Origin of the sequence: Aquimarina sp. 2-A2 (assembly GCF_045505135.1) — a bacterium.
Taxonomy (GTDB): Bacteria; Bacteroidota; Bacteroidia; order Flavobacteriales; family Flavobacteriaceae; genus Aquimarina; species Aquimarina intermedia.
This window is the reverse complement of record NZ_JBJKFI010000001.1, coordinates 1,060,975-1,078,294: the sequence shown is the minus strand read 5'-3', so window position 1 is coordinate 1,078,294 and position 17,320 is coordinate 1,060,975. Positions and strand designations below refer to the sequence as shown.

The window sequence follows — 17,320 nt, the reverse complement described above, 5'->3', positions numbered from 1 at the left end:
TTATTTATTTAAAACTTCGTAAGCTTTTTTAGTAAATTGTTTTCTCATGGCTAAGCCGTTCGTTCCACCATTTACATCTATTGTGACCTTTTTTATTGCAGAATCATTACTTCCTTGATCAGCTTTAGTATTAGTTCCATTTTGTACATGATTCCATATAATCATTGAAGCTTTTATTGCAACATCAACGTTTGTTTTTAACAAGGAAATATCATTTCCCATAAAATCCTTGGGGTCATCTGGATAAAGTTCCTTCCATTTATTATCTAAGGCTACATATTTTTCTTTTCCTGTTAAATGTATAAATCCTACCCCATAATAATCCGAACCGTCCGCAGTAGATTTGTTGCCATTCTCCATTCTACAGCCATAGACATAGTCGAAAAGTGTTTTACTTTGAATATATGAAGGTTTTATGGTATATAATTCTTTAAATTCATTATAAGTCCAAGAAGCTAAACCATTGACTTTATTTACCTCAATTGGATTATCTACATCTCTTTTATGTCCATATTTTTTTTGATCAGAATTAGTAGGATTATCGTATTCACATTCTAAGCTAGAATTATAGCCCTCAATCAAATCATGGTACTTAAAAGTATGTTTTCCACTAACGGATGGATGAGGATACAATACCTTTCTTAGAAAGGTATTGTATATATTTTTTGCTGAATAGTTATAACTTTCTTGCAAAGCTTTCAATTGCCCTGTTTCAGTTCCAATTTGCCCTAAAAAATGAGACATCCTATCTAAATTATGAATTTCAAATTCATCACTATGTTTATTAACTGCTTTAGCAACTTCTTCTCTTCTTGTTTTAGTTGATTCTGGAAAGATTTGCAATAGTTGCTCTGGAGTTATTGGAAATCTACATCCTTTCCCCAACTCAAACCATTTCCCATCCATATCCAACCATCGGTTGGGACATGTTTTATAGTCGGGTTTGCCTTCATCATCGGGGTTGCGACCATGGTAAGTGACATGATACTCATTATCAGAATGGGCGTCTATTAATAAATATAGCTTACTCTTTTTATCTTGTAAACACTCTAAAGCATCGCTCCATTCTTTTTGCTTTTCTGTGTTTTTGGGTTGTAATGTTACTTTGGCTATTGCCCAATCTGCAAAATCATCTTTGTTAGTGATCCCTTCTTCTTTACAATATGCGCCTACTGTAACCTTAATACAATCAATTTCACTATCATCTTGCTGTACCGTGGTTGCCTGATCTACTTCTGCAATTCCATCTTCTACACCTTGCTTTATATTAATTTTCAACTCTAAATCCTGGGCGTTTTCAGTTTTGACAAGGATATATACTTCTTCGCCTACTTTAGCTTCTTTAATTTTGGTAAAGCTAACCTTATCACCTTTTTTGACAGCTTTACTAAGCGTTAGTTGTTGTCCTACAGTAATTAAATCACTAGTAAGTCCATTATCCGATTTTATTTTGGCTACGGTAGTTCTATTAGTAGCTGCTATTTTACCCAAAGTATCTCCGGATACCACCGTATGTATACTTGGTGTACCCTCACTTACAGGTTCGTTTTCTCTAATTGCAAAATAAGCGTCTTTAATAATTTTACGCTGTACCTTTATAACCGAGGCTTGCAGGCTATTAGATGAATTATTGCTTTGGTATATTAAAGGCATATTATTTATTTTTTTGTTTAATAACTTCTAGCAATACATCGATCGCCCCTGCATTAACGGATATACCTTCAAGCACATCATTCTCTATCAATTCTCCTTTATACAAAAAATCATAAGTACTATCGGATAGGTCAATGGTAATTTTTTCTCCAACCATGCCTTGTGTTTCTATCCGAACAGTCAAATCACCTTCCACTACTTTATCAATTTCTTTGCCTTGTGGATCTAGATATTTGTAACTTAAAATTTTTGGAACAATTTCATTTTCTGTTGCTTGATATGGCGCTTGCTCACTTGGAGCAACCCAGCTTTGTTGCCAGTTTTTGACATAGGTTTGTCCCCTAAATTCTTGTATGGCCGGTGAGATCATCAAGTGCGTTGTCATAGGATGTTCACCTATACTTGTAAACTGTTCTTTGTACTCCACCAACGCAGCATCATTAAACTTATACGCAAACTCTACCGGGTTGTCAAAGGAATCTTTGTAGAACATAAGTTCACCCTCGGTGAGTTTGCAAAGCTCATCTTCTTGCGTGTGTGTCATCCATCGTACTAAAACCTCATCGTCATATCCAGACAATATGGTTAGATTGATCAACCCGCCTAATGGTTCTTCTCCGGCTCTACCGGATCTGGGATTCATATACCGATGATACATGATATCGGTGTTTTGAACTTCCCATTCACTACCAAAAACCTTCAATTTTGCTACATACCCCATATTACACTGCTGCTATTTCGGTTTCTCCTTCTTTATTCATTGACACACGACGTACATACAACACGGTCTTGTTCTTAATTTTATTATTGCCTACATCACCGTCAAAATCTAACATCCTCGTAAAAATGGGCATGGGCAACCATTTATTGGTATAGAGAATCCATCCGTACGCCCCATTTTCGTTTTCAAGTTCAATTACATTGTTAGGAAACCGGATATTTTGATCATCGATAAACCGATTGAACCACCGCCCTAAACTTACATCTTCGGGTAATTTTACAGAGAAAGAGGCGTATTCCTTTGCACCCGGAGATCGCTTTACTTTTACGGTTACCTGCATTAACCTAAAGGTATCTACGTTATTCCAGTACTCCTCATCATTCATTTCATTATCAACAATCCATAGCTTGTAAAAGGGGCTGGGTATTTGCAGATACATACTTCTGGCAAAAACATAGAAAGGTGGCACCAAAAACCATAAAAGACATGTCATAGCCCACAGTTCGTATCCCAATCTATTACCCCAGGAAAACACAAAATAATATATCCACGATGCTAAGATCATTGCTATAAATAACCCCAAAATGATCAGCCAGCGGTTTTCTTTGAAGCCTATTCCTTTAAATGTCTTGGATGTAGCGAACCAATTAAAAAGAAAACCGATTCCCAAATAACTACAAATAGAAATAATTAACCCTCCCCAGATAAATTCATAGGTAAGAAATCCTAACAAACTGGGTAAAGCAAGTATAATGGCTAATACCAATACAAAAGCAATCAGTTTTTTCATTTTTAAAACTGCTTTCCCTTTGGCCAGTGTATTTATTATTACCAAAGCCACCACCGCGAGAAGTGGAGCGAGTAAATATTTCAGAAAAAAAAGTAATAATACATTCATTTGTGTACTAGATATAATTTAAAAAGTTGGTTGTATTATGTTTTCTATGGGTTCCTTTTCGATAGCTATGCCTGCCTGTTCAAGCACAGTATCATAACCTAAAAAAGTAGTCCCCAGACTAAATCCGTTTGTCTGCAACAGGGTGTGCTTAACGATAATTTCACGATTGGCAAAGGTGAAAAACTCGAGGATTTTTGTAATAATTTCTTGATGCTTTATAAGGGTTTGATAATCTTGCAATTCTTCTAACATCATGGTAGCACAAATATCATCCTGTTCGCTAATCACAGCTCCTTGAGTTCCTAAATCATATCCTAAGATACCTGTTCCCAGACTTGAAAAAGGACTTTCAGAAAGCACACAAGCTTTGTACGCAATCGTTACCTCAAATCCCATAATTGAGCGTAGCAATTTCTCTAACTCCGGCAAATTTTCTTTTAGCTGTTCAGCATTACACAGGTTCAGAAAAAGCTTGTATAGCTGTTCTTTTTTTAGCGGTATATCTTTGTTTATAATCGCATTCGCAAACGTAAAAAGATTCTGTTTTGCATAGTCATCAGTAAAAATATTAAGATGCCTGTTAGACAACTTGAGCTTTTCTTCAAATAAGAATGTATCAAACGGAATAAAGAAATGGAGGTTTTGATTTTCTCTTTTTCGATTTTCGCGTATCGCATCTACTACCTCTTTGTTGCTCATGCCCGGACTGCTAATAACAAGTGGGTGGAACAAAATTTCCGGTAATTGATGATAAATGCTATTACGGCTTAGATGAATAAATAAAGTGTCCGCCCGTGGTGACATACTAATAGGGTCAAAACTTGATAAGTCCAGCACATCTTTTGAAAAGGCTCTACTGTTCATCCCATGATTCTTAATATACACCTGACGATCGTTGGCATCTTCCAGAATAAACATAAGTTCTTCATAAAACACCTCTGCTACATAGCTTGTGATTTCACTTTTCTTAATATCGTCGAGATCTATTACCATTTTCCTACTGCTTTTCCCAAATTAGACTTTCATCTTTATAGTCCACGATTACGGTATCGCCCGATACTACATTTTCTGCAACTATCATTCTGGAGATCACCTTGCGCAAATAGGTCCGTATCACGCCGGCAATAGGCCTCGCACCATAGGTTTTAGAGTACCCTTTGTTAGATAAATAGGCGATAGCGTCTTGCGACACCTCAAGCGTAAGATCTTTTTGTTCTTTCAATTGTTTTTGAAGATTTTTAAGCTGCAATCCAAAGATCATTTGTGCTACTTCTTCATTAATTGGTGCAAACGGTACAACTTCTGTTATACGTCCTAAAAATTCAGGTCTAAAATGTTGGCTCATTACATCAATTAATTGATTTGATGAAGGTATTTGCTGTTGACTAAACTGATCTGAGATCCACTGACTACCTATATTGGAAGTGAAAATTATAATCGCGTTTGAAAAATCTCCTTCGCGTCCCAATTTATCATGAATATGACCTTCATCCATAATCTGTAAAAACACATCATACACAGAGCTATGCGCCTTTTCTATTTCATCAAAAAGAATAATGGAATAGGGTTTTTCTCTAATTTTATTCACTAACATCCCGCCTTCTTCGTATCCTACATATCCGGGAGGTGCACCATATAGCAAAGCGGCTGAATGTTCTTCCTTAAACTCTGACATGTCAAATCGAATCATCGCACTTTCATCATCAAACAGTAAAGCAGCTAACGATTTGGTAAGTTCAGTTTTACCCGTCCCTGTAGGACCCAAAAAGAAAAAGGAACCTATTGGCTGCTTTGGATTACTTAAACCACTTCTAGATTCAATGATTGCATCAGATAAGGTAGTAATCGCATGATCCTGACCTTTAACTCTTGCCTGTAAATGATCTTCAATATTCAGTAGTTTTTCTTTTTCTTCAGCTTGAATTTTTCCAATTGGGATTCCGGTGATAGTAGCTACCATCGCTGAAATTTCCTGAGAGCCAATTTCTTGGATGGGTTGTTCTGCGATTTTTTTTGCTTCGGCAAGAAAAGCTTCTAGTTTTTGAACTAATGCAGTCTCCTCAACTACTGCAAGCATGTCGTAGTTACTTTTTATATTATTGAGTATAACCGGACTTATCTTATCCAATGTAAGGCGATACAGAAAGTGTAGATTATCAACCGAGTCCTTTTCTCCAAGGGTTATGGCTCTCAACTGCTTTTGCAGAGCTTCTAGTTCTTTTAGAGAATTTGTATTACTGGTGTGTACAGAAGCCAGCGTTCGATCTAATAGTTCAATAGCTCCGTACGGCAACTTGTTTTCTTTAAAATATCGTCTGGAATATTGTACTGATTCCGTTATCGCCTCTTCTGCAATTTTTAACTGATAATATGCCGTAAGCTTATAGCGATGATTTTCTAAACATTTAAACAGCGCAGTAGATTCTAGTTCTTCCAACTTTATGACCTCAAGTTTGCGATGCAACGCATGCTTCTCAATAGTTTTTCTATAAGCATCTGGATTGATAGTAGCGATCAGGTTAATGGCACCTTCATTGAGTTCGGCTGCAATCAAGTTTGCTACCGCGCCTGAGCCTCCCTGAGTTCCTTCAATTAGCACGTGAATGTCATCAATGATAAAAAGACAATTATCAAATTTTTCTACTTTATCAATAATATCACTTAGCTTTTTGGCTACTTCACTCTCATTAGCACTATTTGCTAATAACTTGGAAGCGTTAAGTCCAATAACTTGTTTTTCGGCAAGTAAAGAATTCTCTGACTCTGCAATATGCTTGATTAAGCCTTTTAAAATTCCTGTTTTACCTACTCCAGAGTCACCGACTAACAGAATTCCTCTGTTTTCTTGTCGTTCCAAGCTCTCCAAAATACTTCGAATCTCCTTATCTCGTCCTAAAATTAGGGTCCCCTCATCAATAGTAGATTGAGACACCAATTCTTTGCAATAAGGAATCGTACTAATAAGTTCCTCTTGCTCACCGGTGGTCAAACTCTTTGAAGAGAATACCGGAGATTCGTATAATTTATAAAACTCCTCCTCGGTAACTGAGAGCGTTTCTAATTGTTTGTTACTATAAACAACGCCTTTTCTTATGATGGCAGTAAATACACAAATACCATCTATATAATCGGTACCCAATTTCAGCTTTGAACGTTCTGACTCTTCAAAAACCTGATCAACTTCGGGATCGGGTACGGGTTCTCCAGCATTATTTTCGTGAGATTCGTATACTTCCTTTCGCATTTCGAACCATTCTTGAAGATATGCCACATCTTTACCCATACTTGTAAGAATATCGCTTACTCCTGTGGGTTCGTAAAGTAATGCTAATGCTAAATGTGCTACTCCGTAAGTAGTATGCCTATCTGTGGATGCAAATGACTTTGCTAAACGTACTGCAGATACTAGGCTAGGACTAAAATTGTTTTCGATCATCAACATCGGTTGCTATTTTATTTGTACGTTATAGGGTGTATTATGAACAGACTTATTTTCTAATTCTAACTGTAAAAAATGTCCTAAACGTTTTTTGTTTTCACTATTCAAAATTTCATTCGTTGTTAAGTAAACCCTTACATTAATTGTTCTTACCAACCCTTGCTTTCTTTCTGAGGAAATACCTACTCCTGAGCTTACTTCAACATTTTTAACTCCATCGCCAATTGTAGTTCTAATAAGTTCTTTGATATCCTCATTGGACACAATTCGGTCTTTGGATAATAAACCATATCTGAAACTGCTAATTTTTTCTTTTGCACTTCTTTTGACAGTACCCCCAACAGTATCGGTTAATAAGCGTATACTATCAGATTGTAATTCGATGCTTTGATACTGACTAAGTAAAACACCTTGTTTAATATTATTCCCTAAAAGTGTGTTAGTCGTCCAATAGCTACATTCATAGGTGTCAGAACTATCATGAGGAATCGTTTGGAGATACACCTTTTCATTATTATCGCTTATATCTTTGTATCTAAAATTCACTTTACGCTCTAGAATATCTAGCTTATCATTTAGATCTTCGAGATACGCATTTAGAACATCATACCCCACTGCAGAGAATGAACTTCCTTCCTCTCTTACGGTTTGGATAACATCATTCAAAATGGCTTTTGCATTACGCTCATCGAATTGTTCTATGTCACCGAAGTATAGTGCATAGGAACCAGCCATATTATTGATATCATTTTTTAAAGCACTTTTATACAGTCTGCCTTCATTATCGATTAAGGATTCGACGTTTAAAAAGTATTCATTGTCATTAGCGTATAGTGAGACAATTTTTCCGTTTCTCTTTAAATTGTGCTGTTTACTAGATAGCTTTCTATTTACAATAGGAAATGTATTTGTAGAAACTGAAATTTTATCCAATTCAGTTTTATTAAAAGCTACCGGAAATTTGAACTGTAACCAAAAAAGTTCCTTTTCGGGTTCTTCAACTGTATCCAGATCAAAGATTTCACCACATTGATCCAAAAGTGTCTGTTTTTTCTTTGAACTAGCTGACAGATCGATAGTGTACAGATAATCTCTGTAATACTGTTGTATGCTCATATAATAGTGTTCTTTCTTGATGCTTTGATCCTCCTCTTCTTGAAAAAGAGGCAATTCATTCCCATCCAGATCCAGCACTTTGCACATTTTTAAATAGGGATTCAATGATGAATCTTTAAGTAAAATACTGATTGGTAGTTTGTCTATTTTACCCAACAGTGCAGGGTCAATATCTACCCCCACCCACATGGAATAATCAGGCACTTTAAATTCACGAATAGCATTGAGCGTATGCTGATACGCATGGTCTGTATTAAAAGTAAGTTGTCGCTCCCAAGCAGAACAAAACACTTTTGCTTTTACTAAGGTTTGCTTTTTTATCGGAGTAAAGTAAACGTCATTAAGCTCTCCTTTTACTATTTTTTGAACATATAATTGAGTAGTCTTTTCAATTTCTCCTATTGGTTCTGAAGGTTGCACACTTACTAAAGCGTGTGACGGAGTTGGCAGCGACCAATTTTCATTCACTAAAATCTTGGAGATTCTCTCAAGAAGCTTCGCATCGGATATTTTAACCTCCTGATACACCTTTGACAACTCATAAGAAAACACATCCAGAAACATCTCTATAACCGGATCAACTTTTTGTGCCTGGTCAATTCCCCATAATTCCATCGAACGCATTTTCATGCGCTCTTTAATTTTTCTGTAATTCGTATCTACCATGATGTTGCTTGATTATTGAGATAAAGGGCTCACGTATAATGTGGTATTAAAATTAAAAGCTACACCTGTTTGTGTAATAGTACCGGTAACCGTGATAATTGCTTTTCTTCGTACCTCAGAATACTTCTTTGAATCTACATCGGTATCAACTTCACTTAAACTTACATGTACCTTTGTGTCAGATAGTCGATGTTCATATTTAATAATTGACTCTTGTAGAGAAAGGCGCACACGTTCTTCCCACTCATATATCTTGATTAATTGATTAAATTCTAATTCCCAAATATCTGATCCAAAATCATTTCTACCGGCAACCTCACCATATCTACTGGTTATTTGCATCATTATATATTGTGCAATAGACTCTTCTATCGCACACCGTTGTTGAGGTTTCCCTTGTATCATGGTTGAAAAATCCACGGGTAACTTTAAATACTTCATTTGCTATAAGGATTGATGCTCTGCTTCGTTTCAAACTCTTCTGAGTCTACATTCAATTATTTGTCATTAGGTTTAACCCGCTTAAAATCACTTTGGAATAGACATTTGCTGTAATCGTATTTCATATGAATAATACAGATATGCAGCATAATGAGACTATTGATTCAAAAAGTTTTAGCAACCACGTCCCATACAGCTCATCATTGTAATTATCTAGATCAAAAGGTAGATAACACTACAATGGGAGCGAAGTCTAAATACAATGATTAATTATCAAAATATTCGGACTTCGCTCGCTATTGAGTTTCTATATGGTTTACTATATTATTGCTGCTTGTATTCACTATGCCACTCAGCATTCTCTGGTCCATCACCCTTATGACCATCTAACTGAATAACAAAACTTTTTGCAGGAAAATATGGTGTGATATGAATATCTAGCAATACTCTATCTTTTTGATTTTTATCCTGCTCAATTTTCATGACTTGAAATCGTTCAATAAGTTTTGACGGACCTTGAATCCCATCTAAGAACTTGACGATTTGACTTCTTAAATCTGCTTCAGTACGGGTTGTCCAGTTTTCAAAAGCTCTTCTGTTTAAGAAATCAAATAACACTTTTGTAATATGATCAAATACCCGAACTACAGAATAGGTCTGTAATCCTAGATTATCTCCATTGAACAAAGTCTTGGCAGAAAAAGCCATCACTTTACTGTATTCGTTCACCATGGGTACTAATCCCATTTTCTCTAATTCTGAAATTTCGCTCTTTTTCAGGTCAAAACGAACACTTTCTACCTCATTGATCCCACCGAACTTTTTACCTGCGACTACTTGTGACATTAAAGTGCTGTAAATTTTTCCGGCAAGTGCAGAAGAAGGAGGTACATAAAGATTGTCCTCTTCACCTACTACATCATCTTTTTTACGACCTAGTAACCAGTTACAGGACATAAGTGTATTTGATTTGAAAACATCTCCACCTGTATGATTTGCATTAAAAAAGATATCTACTACATCATCGGGAGATTCTAAATCCTGAAAATCCGTAACCAATACCGCTTTATTGTCATACGCAATTTTTGACCACTTATCCAATACGGCGTTTGAGCCCAAATATCCAGGGATATTTAAAATCGCATAATTGCTTCGCAAATCTAATCGATCAAAATTTTGTTTTAACTCGTCAGCTACGTAGTCTATGAACAGCGTATTATCAAGATCCTTTACTTGATCTATGTCCGCATTAAGAATAGTTACATTCTTTACTTTTTCTGACTCCGTGTTTTTGTAAAATAAAGCAACTGATCGATACGCTCTTTCCAATTCTTCAGAAGCTTTAAGTGCTTTTTTCATATTCTGGTTTAACGTAGCATCTGCTTTTTCAGCACGATCCTTCGCTATATCACGCATACCTTCGGTATCCTTACCACTTTGAAGTAAGTCTATCCAAACATTTAATCGGTTGGATAAATTTTTTCTTTCAGCTTCCCATTGTTCATCCGTTAAAAAAATATTGCGTCTCGCTTTTCTTTTAGGATTTAGGTTTGAGAACCCATCAATTATATTTTCTAAAAATGAGAAGCCGCCGTATTCTGCTAATGCATCTACGGATGCCCCACCTTTTTGTATTTGTTTTTCTTGTTTAGAAGCCCCTTTTGATTCTTTTACTTGAGTAGTTGCCATAATGAATTATTGGTTTTAGAGATACTGACTTATTTTGTTGTAGTTGCATTTTCAATTTCCTGAAGTGAATCTTCAAGTGCTTGAACAATTGCTGCTCTGGTTTCAGGGTTTTCTAATGCCTTTTTAAGCCCTTTATTAGATGTGAGTTGACGAATGATTTTGGTGTTTTGTTCTTTCTCAATATCCAACTTATTAAGGAACTCACTGTTTCTCTTAATGGCTTTGGATCCAAAATCGCCAAGATTTTTAAAACTTACTTTTTCTTTTACATCAGTTCCCTTATCATCTTGAAACTCAACCTCGACACTTGGCGAGAATTTTTCAAAAACTTCTTCAACTGTTTGAAGATTATACACTGCCTCGGGAGTTACCGGTGCTTCATTTGTGAGTTTTTGAATTAATAAAGTTTTGTTCGAGGGGATATCCGAGATAGACTCTCCTGCATCTACCTTGACCTCGTTTCCTCCAATTCCATAATTGTACATTGACATATTCTACTTGTTATTATAAATTATTACTATTTTAATTTTAGTATTTATGTATTGATTTCTTCAAGTATTACATACAACTATGCTCTCTCCGTGCAACTATTATGGAAAAGAGCAGCTCTATTATCTTCGTGTTTACGAATACAACAGCATCTTTACAAAAACCTCAACGTGAGCAAGATTTTTATATTCTTGTAAACAGAATGAAACCGAACGATTGATATAAAATAAAGTAAGTGATCAAATTATAACTCTCACGCAATGCATGAGAAGTTTATATAAAATATTGTAATCGAAGAATTTGTCTTTCCCTTCATACATATTCCTTGCAATCAATAAAAAAAGATACTTTATTTAGGCGGGGTAAATATTTGTCAAACTTAGTATATCTTTAACAAAAATTGTTATGGTTTTGCCACAAAATTGATACGTTTTAACAATATTTATTACTTGTATAAACAATCAATAAGTTGATATATAGATATTTAAATGAATAATGTAGCGAAATGATACTGTTAAAAATTGTTAAAATTTAACATTCACCTAACACAAATATGTGTTAAGCGTCTGATTTATCGAAAATTACAGGACACTAGTAGATTTTTGAATTACAACCTCATAGGTAATACTACAGCTTCGAATTCAGGTTCGTTGAATAACTTTAATTTTGGCAGTTCTCCTGTATTTTGAACATGAAGAATATTATCGCATCATCCAGACAAAAGTTGACTCTGTCTGTCGGAAATACTTTGATTAGTTTATTTAACAAGAATTTGGTCTGTTTAAATATTTTGCATTTGTGATAAATACTTCAATTTTTAGCTCATCGTCAATTTTAGTCCGATATTTTATTTCTTCTTAGAAACTAAATGATTAAACAATAAAAAGTTGCTCTTCTCAAGTTATTTTGGTGAGAACTAAAAAGCATCTACTTACGGTTTCTCAAAAACCAATATCTTAAGATCATTTGTTACCTCACTACCTGTACGCAATTCAAGCAGTCTCACTTCACTTTCTTCTATTAACCAATCTCTGCTGAGAGCATCAAATGGGGGAATCGCTTCAAAATTTAGAATAAATTGTTGGCTTGCCGGATTTGATGAGTCTATAGACCAAGAACCTGATACTACTTGCTGTCCGTTATCTGCAGAAACAGCACCATCTGTCTTAAACTTGAAAACATAGTTTGAATAACTTAAAGTAAGGTCCTCTTCCATTTCACTATACTCATCCACAATCCAGCTTCCATTTACGAGAAAATCGGCCAACACTATGCTATCATCATCATCGTAATCAAAGTCATCATCTTCATCACAATCGTCCATAACCTCTTCAATAAAGTTTTCTAATTCGTCTAAATCATTAACTATAATTTCTTCATCATTAGAGTCTATTAAAGTAACAGGAAATGTTAAACTAATAATAGTTTCCTCCTCCACATTTTCAAGAAATTCATATAGTTCTTTATCATTAGCTATGTTTAAGGTATTGGGAACAGATCTTCCGATAACAGCTACTTTGAATTCTAATGGATATTTGAAATTAACACATTCAATATCATCATCAGCTTCGTTTTCCCCATTACATTGATTAACATAAACTTCCAATTCATTTTCATCTGCGATTATTTGCTGCATATGATCTTCTAACGTAATTGTAATTGGGAATTGAATTGTTAAAATGTCAGTATCTGAATCAGAGTCTTCAAAAATATTTTCAATCAATTGAAAATCATCTTCATTCTCAACAGTAAGTAACGTATCATTAACTGTAACAGTGACAGGCAAAAGAATCGAAACACAGTTAGCATTATCAATGATGTTATCTTTAGAGCCATCGCTTAGTGAGATCTTCTGAATAAGATTTGCCAACTGTGAGTTGGTTTGAAGCACATTCTCCTCCTGCACTTCCAAAGTTTCCGGTTCACTATCCTGACAACCAATTACTAGTAAACAAATAAATGATAAGAGGATCAGTCTGGAAATATAACTTGAGACGTTCATATTTTCGATTAAAAATTCAACAAATTCTATTATAAAAACAACTTAACATCAATAAATGCCCCTTTGCATTTGCTAATTTTCCCTAAATTGCTGCAAATTCATCCCAAAATATGGATAAAAAAATTAACGATACTGTCTGTGAGGAAAAATTGTTTTCCAGAATCTACAGCAAATACATACAGGATATCACTAATTTTCTATACTACAAATACGGTGAATTACTCGATCCTTATGATAAAGCTCAGGAATCGTTTGTGAAACTTTGGGAAAACTGCAAAGATGTGGCGCCAGATAAAGCCAAGGGTTTTCTCTTTACAGTAGCAAATAATTTAATGCTTAATGCAATCAAGCATCAAAAAGTAGTTTTAAAACATCGAGAATTAAAACCAAAAGATTACACGAATGAAGATCCGGAATTTATTCTGGAAAAAAAGCAATACTTAGCAAAGTATCAAAATGCATTATCCAAACTTTCGGAAGCGCAACGTGTGGTTTTTTTAATGAGTCGTGTGGAAGGTAAAAAGCATCAAGAAATAGCAGAAATACTCGACCTTACGGTTAGAGCAGTACGAAAAAGATTATACAAGGCAGTTGAAAACTTAAGAAAAGAAATCGATGGAATTTAATTTCTGTGTGTTTTTGGGGGTAACTAAAACAAAGTTAGTTGTTGTATATACAAAAGGGGGAACATGAAAAAAGAAGAATTAATAATAAAATGGTTAGAGGGAGAGCTAAGTGAAGAAGAACTTCAGGAGTTTAAAAAGCTTGAAGAATATGACTCCTATCAGAAATTATACGAGCACGCTGAATTCTTTGAGTCTCCCTTAAAAGTTAACGAAGAAAAAGGTTTTGTAGATCTAAGATCCAGATTGGATAATGCAACTACTAATGGGACTGCAAGAAGCTGGATGTACCCACTACTTAGAATTGCCGCAGTATTTGCCATTATTTTTGGAGTGTATTTTACTTTTTTTAATGATGATAGTACCAAGATCCAAACGATTGCTGCTCAGAATAAAACCATAGCGTTGCCGGATGCTTCAGAGGTTTTTTTAAATGCTGCATCTTCATTACAATATAACAACGACACTTGGCAAAAAAACAGAGAAGTAAAATTAAAAGGGGAAGCTTACTTCAAGGTTGCTAAAGGCGCCAAATTTGATGTCAATACAAAGATGGGTACTATAACCGTTTTAGGTACTCAGTTTAATGTAAAACAAAGAAAAGATTATTTCGAAGTAAAATGCTTTGAAGGCTTGGTAAGTGTAACGATAAAAAACAAGAGCACAAAGTTAAATCCCGGCGAAACCATTCGATTATTGGATGGAAAGATTCAGCGAAACAACACTTCGTTAGCAAGCCCTTCTTGGATTAATGGTAAAAGTAATTTTGAAAGCGTTCCTTTTGAAATAGTAATTGAAGAGTTCGAGAGACAATATAACACTAAGGTTACTATTCAAAATTTTGATACCTCAAAAATCTTTTCGGGAAGTTTTGTTCATGATAATAAATCATTAGCCCTCCAATCTATTACACAGCCTTTTAAGTTGAACTTTGAAGAGGAAGAAAACTCTATAAAAATGTTTACATTTAAGAATGATTAAAAAGTACAACTTCTTTGTAATCATTGTCATTTTTTTCAACATCTTTAAAAGTTATTCTCAAGAAAAGTTACCGCTTCAAGAAGTACTAATTGATGTTGAAAAGCGTTTTCAATGCAATTTTTCCTATGCCAATGAAGATGTAACTACTGTTTTAATACTACCACCTGACACTGACCTAAATTTCGTTGACACCATAAAATACTTAGAAAACAATACTAACTTGGTATTTAATACCCTAGAAAGTAAATTTATAACTATTACCAGCAAGGAAGTTTCAAAAATTTTGATATGCGGTATTATTCGAGATTTTGAAACCAAGGAACCTTTACAAAATGTAACTATAAGAACTTCTGAAACATTTATAATAAGCGATTTCAAAGGCTATTATGAGCTGGACCAAGTTAAGGCTAATGATTCTGTTCATATTCGACATTTGGGGTATAATCAATTACTCAAAGGTGTAGATCAATTCAAAAAAGGTGGATGCGAAACCCTTTTTTTATCTCCAAGAGCAGAAGAGCTTGAAACGATAATTATTAAAAACTATCTTACCCAAGGGATTAACAAAACTACTGAAGGTTCTCTTTACATTGATTACGATCAATTTGGGATCCTGCCAGGACTAATCGAAAACGATGCACTCCAGACCATTCAAACATTACCAGGTATTAATAGTTTTGATGAAACAGTTACCAATATAAATATACGAGGAGGAACTCACGATCAGAATTTAATTACCTGGAACGGGATAAAGATGTATCAATCCGGTCATTTTTTTAGTTATATCTCTGCTTTTGATCCAAATCTTATACACAAGACTACCCTAATAAAAAACGGGACACCAGCTTCTTTAACTGATGGAGTGTCCGGTACTATTCAAATGCAAAGTAAGGATGAGCGCTCTTCGGAGTTTGGAGCTTCACTAGGGTTTAATTTTATAAATGTTGATGGCCGCTTTGATATTCCTCTGGGTAAAAAAGCTTCATTGCAAATTGCAGGTCGAAGATCTTATAATGATATTTTAGAAACCCACACCTATCAGAATTACTTCGAAAAAGCCTTTCAAAACACAGAAGTTGTAAGCAACGAGTCCAACGTAATTGAAGCCAGTGATAATTTTCGATTTTTTGATATTGGAACAGTTCTTTTGTATGATGTGACACCAAAAGATAAAATAAAGGCAAGTCTAATTGCGATGGACAATGGTTTTTCTTTTTTGGAAAGTGCTTTTATTAACAATGAAGAGCAATCCCGGGAAAGTAGCAGCACCCAAAGAAATTTAGGTGGAAGCATATCATATCAAAGAAATTGGAATGAAAAATTAAGTACAACTATTGAATTTTATGGAGTAACATACCGATTGAGAGCTGAAAACGTAGATATTTTAAATGATCAGAAACTCACACAGGAAAACAAAGTTTTAGAGAGTAGTGTTAAAATCATTTCGGATCTCAAATTAAACGAAAAATTATCTGTACAAGGCGGGTACGAATTTGTAGAGACGGGAGTGTCGAACCTCGAAGAAACCGATAGTCCTTTTTCAAGACTTTTTGGAAAAGATCTAATCCGGAAACATGCTGTGTTTACTCAAATTGACTATACTCCTTGGCGAGGCAGCCATTTAAAAGCCGGTATTAGACTTAACTACATTAATCCTTTTGATGAATTTATTATTGCACCCAGAATTCATTATAACCAAAGGTTATCCAATCGTTTTATACTAGATGTGGCAGGGGAATTTAAAAACCAAGCTATGACACAGACCATCGACTTTCAATCTGATTTTCTGGGAGTTGAAAAAAGAAGGTGGATTTTGTCCAATCAGAATGGAGTTCCAATACTAAAAAGTAAACAAGGCTCCCTTGGACTTACTTATAAGCACAAAGGCTGGTTATGTAATATAGAAACCTACATCAAAAATGTAGATGGAATTGTGGCACAAAGTCAGGAGTTCAGAAATCAATATGAGCGTAGTCAAGCAGTCGGCTCTTATGAAATTGCGGGCGTTGACTTTATTTTTAATAAAAAAATTCATCAATTCAGCGGTTGGTTGAGCTACTCATACGCAGACAATACCTATTCTTTTAAAACGCTTCAGGAAGATACTTTTCCAAGTAACCTCAACATTAGACATATCATTGCTATCGGTGCGAACTATACAAAAAAAGGGCTTAAGATTTCGGCAGGACTCAACTGGAGAACCGGAAAACCAACTACCAGACCAGTAAATGGAAACGAGGTAATTAATAACAGGATCAATTATGAACCGCCCAATAGCCGAGTGCTTTCAGAGTATTTACGATTAGATGCTTCTGTTACTTATGATTTTAATTTGACCAATACAGTTAAAATCCATACCGGGTTTTCTATTTGGAATCTCACTAACCAAAAAAGTGAACTTAGCAATTATTACGAATTCACCGATATTAATTTCCCACAAGAAGTGGTTCAAAACTCTCTCGAGCTAACAACAAATGCTGTTATCAAAGTGTCTTTTTAATAGTTAGATTACATCTGAACTTTTTACTTCGCATCAATTACTTTAAATTATTTATCAAAGAAAATTTCAAAATAATTAATTCATTATCAGTTAAATACAAAA

The 17,320-nt window shown here is 34.8% G+C and carries 13 protein-coding genes; 3 read left to right on the top strand and 10 right to left on the bottom strand.

Features of this window, described 5'->3' with window-relative positions:
- From ACJRPK_RS04890 to ACJRPK_RS04845, 10 genes are all read right to left on the bottom strand, one after another.
- Nucleotides 1–1,653, bottom strand: a complete 1,653-nt coding sequence (locus ACJRPK_RS04890; protein ID WP_407138670.1) for a LysM peptidoglycan-binding domain-containing protein — start codon at nucleotides 1,651–1,653, stop codon at nucleotides 1–3.
- A 1-nt stretch (nucleotide 1,654) separates the two neighbouring features.
- Entirely contained in the window at nucleotides 1,655–2,374 is a 720-nt protein-coding gene (tssD, locus tag ACJRPK_RS04885; RefSeq protein ID WP_407138669.1) for a type VI secretion system tube protein TssD, read from the bottom strand.
- A 1-nt stretch (nucleotide 2,375) separates the two neighbouring features.
- On the bottom strand, nucleotides 2,376–3,272 hold the full coding sequence (locus tag ACJRPK_RS04880) for a TssN family type VI secretion system protein (RefSeq protein WP_407138668.1): 897 nt from the start codon (nucleotides 3,270–3,272) through the stop codon (nucleotides 2,376–2,378).
- An 18-nt stretch (nucleotides 3,273–3,290) separates the two neighbouring features.
- Nucleotides 3,291–4,265: a hypothetical protein gene (locus ACJRPK_RS04875; protein WP_407138667.1), complete on the bottom strand. Its 975-nt coding sequence runs from the start codon at nucleotides 4,263–4,265 to the stop codon at nucleotides 3,291–3,293.
- 4 nt (nucleotides 4,266–4,269) lie between these two features.
- Nucleotides 4,270–6,708 carry an AAA family ATPase gene (locus tag ACJRPK_RS04870; protein ID WP_407138666.1) on the bottom strand — a complete coding sequence of 813 codons (2,439 nt, stop codon included), beginning with the start codon at nucleotides 6,706–6,708 and terminating at the stop codon, nucleotides 4,270–4,272.
- Nucleotides 6,709–6,720: 12 nt separating this feature from the next.
- On the bottom strand, nucleotides 6,721–8,493 hold the full coding sequence (locus tag ACJRPK_RS04865; RefSeq protein ID WP_407138665.1) for a hypothetical protein: 1,773 nt from the start codon (nucleotides 8,491–8,493) through the stop codon (nucleotides 6,721–6,723).
- Nucleotides 8,494–8,505: 12 nt separating this feature from the next.
- Complete coding sequence (locus ACJRPK_RS04860) at nucleotides 8,506–8,934, bottom strand: GPW/gp25 family protein (protein WP_407138664.1); 429 nt, start codon at nucleotides 8,932–8,934, stop codon at nucleotides 8,506–8,508.
- A 324-nt stretch (nucleotides 8,935–9,258) separates the two neighbouring features.
- Complete coding sequence (locus ACJRPK_RS04855; RefSeq protein ID WP_407138663.1) at nucleotides 9,259–10,623, bottom strand: DUF5458 family protein; 1,365 nt, start codon at nucleotides 10,621–10,623, stop codon at nucleotides 9,259–9,261.
- 29 nt (nucleotides 10,624–10,652) lie between these two features.
- A complete protein-coding gene (locus ACJRPK_RS04850) occupies nucleotides 10,653–11,114 on the bottom strand; it encodes a hypothetical protein (protein WP_407138662.1) in 462 nt (153 codons plus the stop codon).
- A 929-nt stretch (nucleotides 11,115–12,043) separates the two neighbouring features.
- Nucleotides 12,044–13,114 carry a hypothetical protein gene (locus ACJRPK_RS04845; RefSeq protein WP_407138661.1) on the bottom strand — a complete coding sequence of 357 codons (1,071 nt, stop codon included), beginning with the start codon at nucleotides 13,112–13,114 and terminating at the stop codon, nucleotides 12,044–12,046.
- Between the two features lie 110 nt (nucleotides 13,115–13,224).
- On the opposite strand from ACJRPK_RS04845, the gene ACJRPK_RS04840 reads away from it, so the two are divergent.
- The 3 genes from ACJRPK_RS04840 (at nucleotide 13,225) to ACJRPK_RS04830 (ending at nucleotide 17,218) form a co-directional block, all read left to right on the top strand.
- Entirely contained in the window at nucleotides 13,225–13,740 is a 516-nt protein-coding gene (locus tag ACJRPK_RS04840; protein ID WP_407138660.1) for an RNA polymerase sigma factor, read from the top strand.
- Nucleotides 13,741–13,803: 63 nt separating this feature from the next.
- A complete protein-coding gene (locus tag ACJRPK_RS04835) occupies nucleotides 13,804–14,718 on the top strand; it encodes a FecR family protein (RefSeq protein ID WP_407138659.1) in 915 nt (304 codons plus the stop codon).
- Nucleotides 14,711–17,218: a TonB-dependent receptor plug domain-containing protein gene (locus ACJRPK_RS04830; protein WP_407138658.1), complete on the top strand. Its 2,508-nt coding sequence runs from the start codon at nucleotides 14,711–14,713 to the stop codon at nucleotides 17,216–17,218. Before ACJRPK_RS04835 ends, ACJRPK_RS04830 begins: the two co-directional genes overlap by 8 nt.
- Nucleotides 17,219–17,320 lie beyond the last annotated feature (102 nt).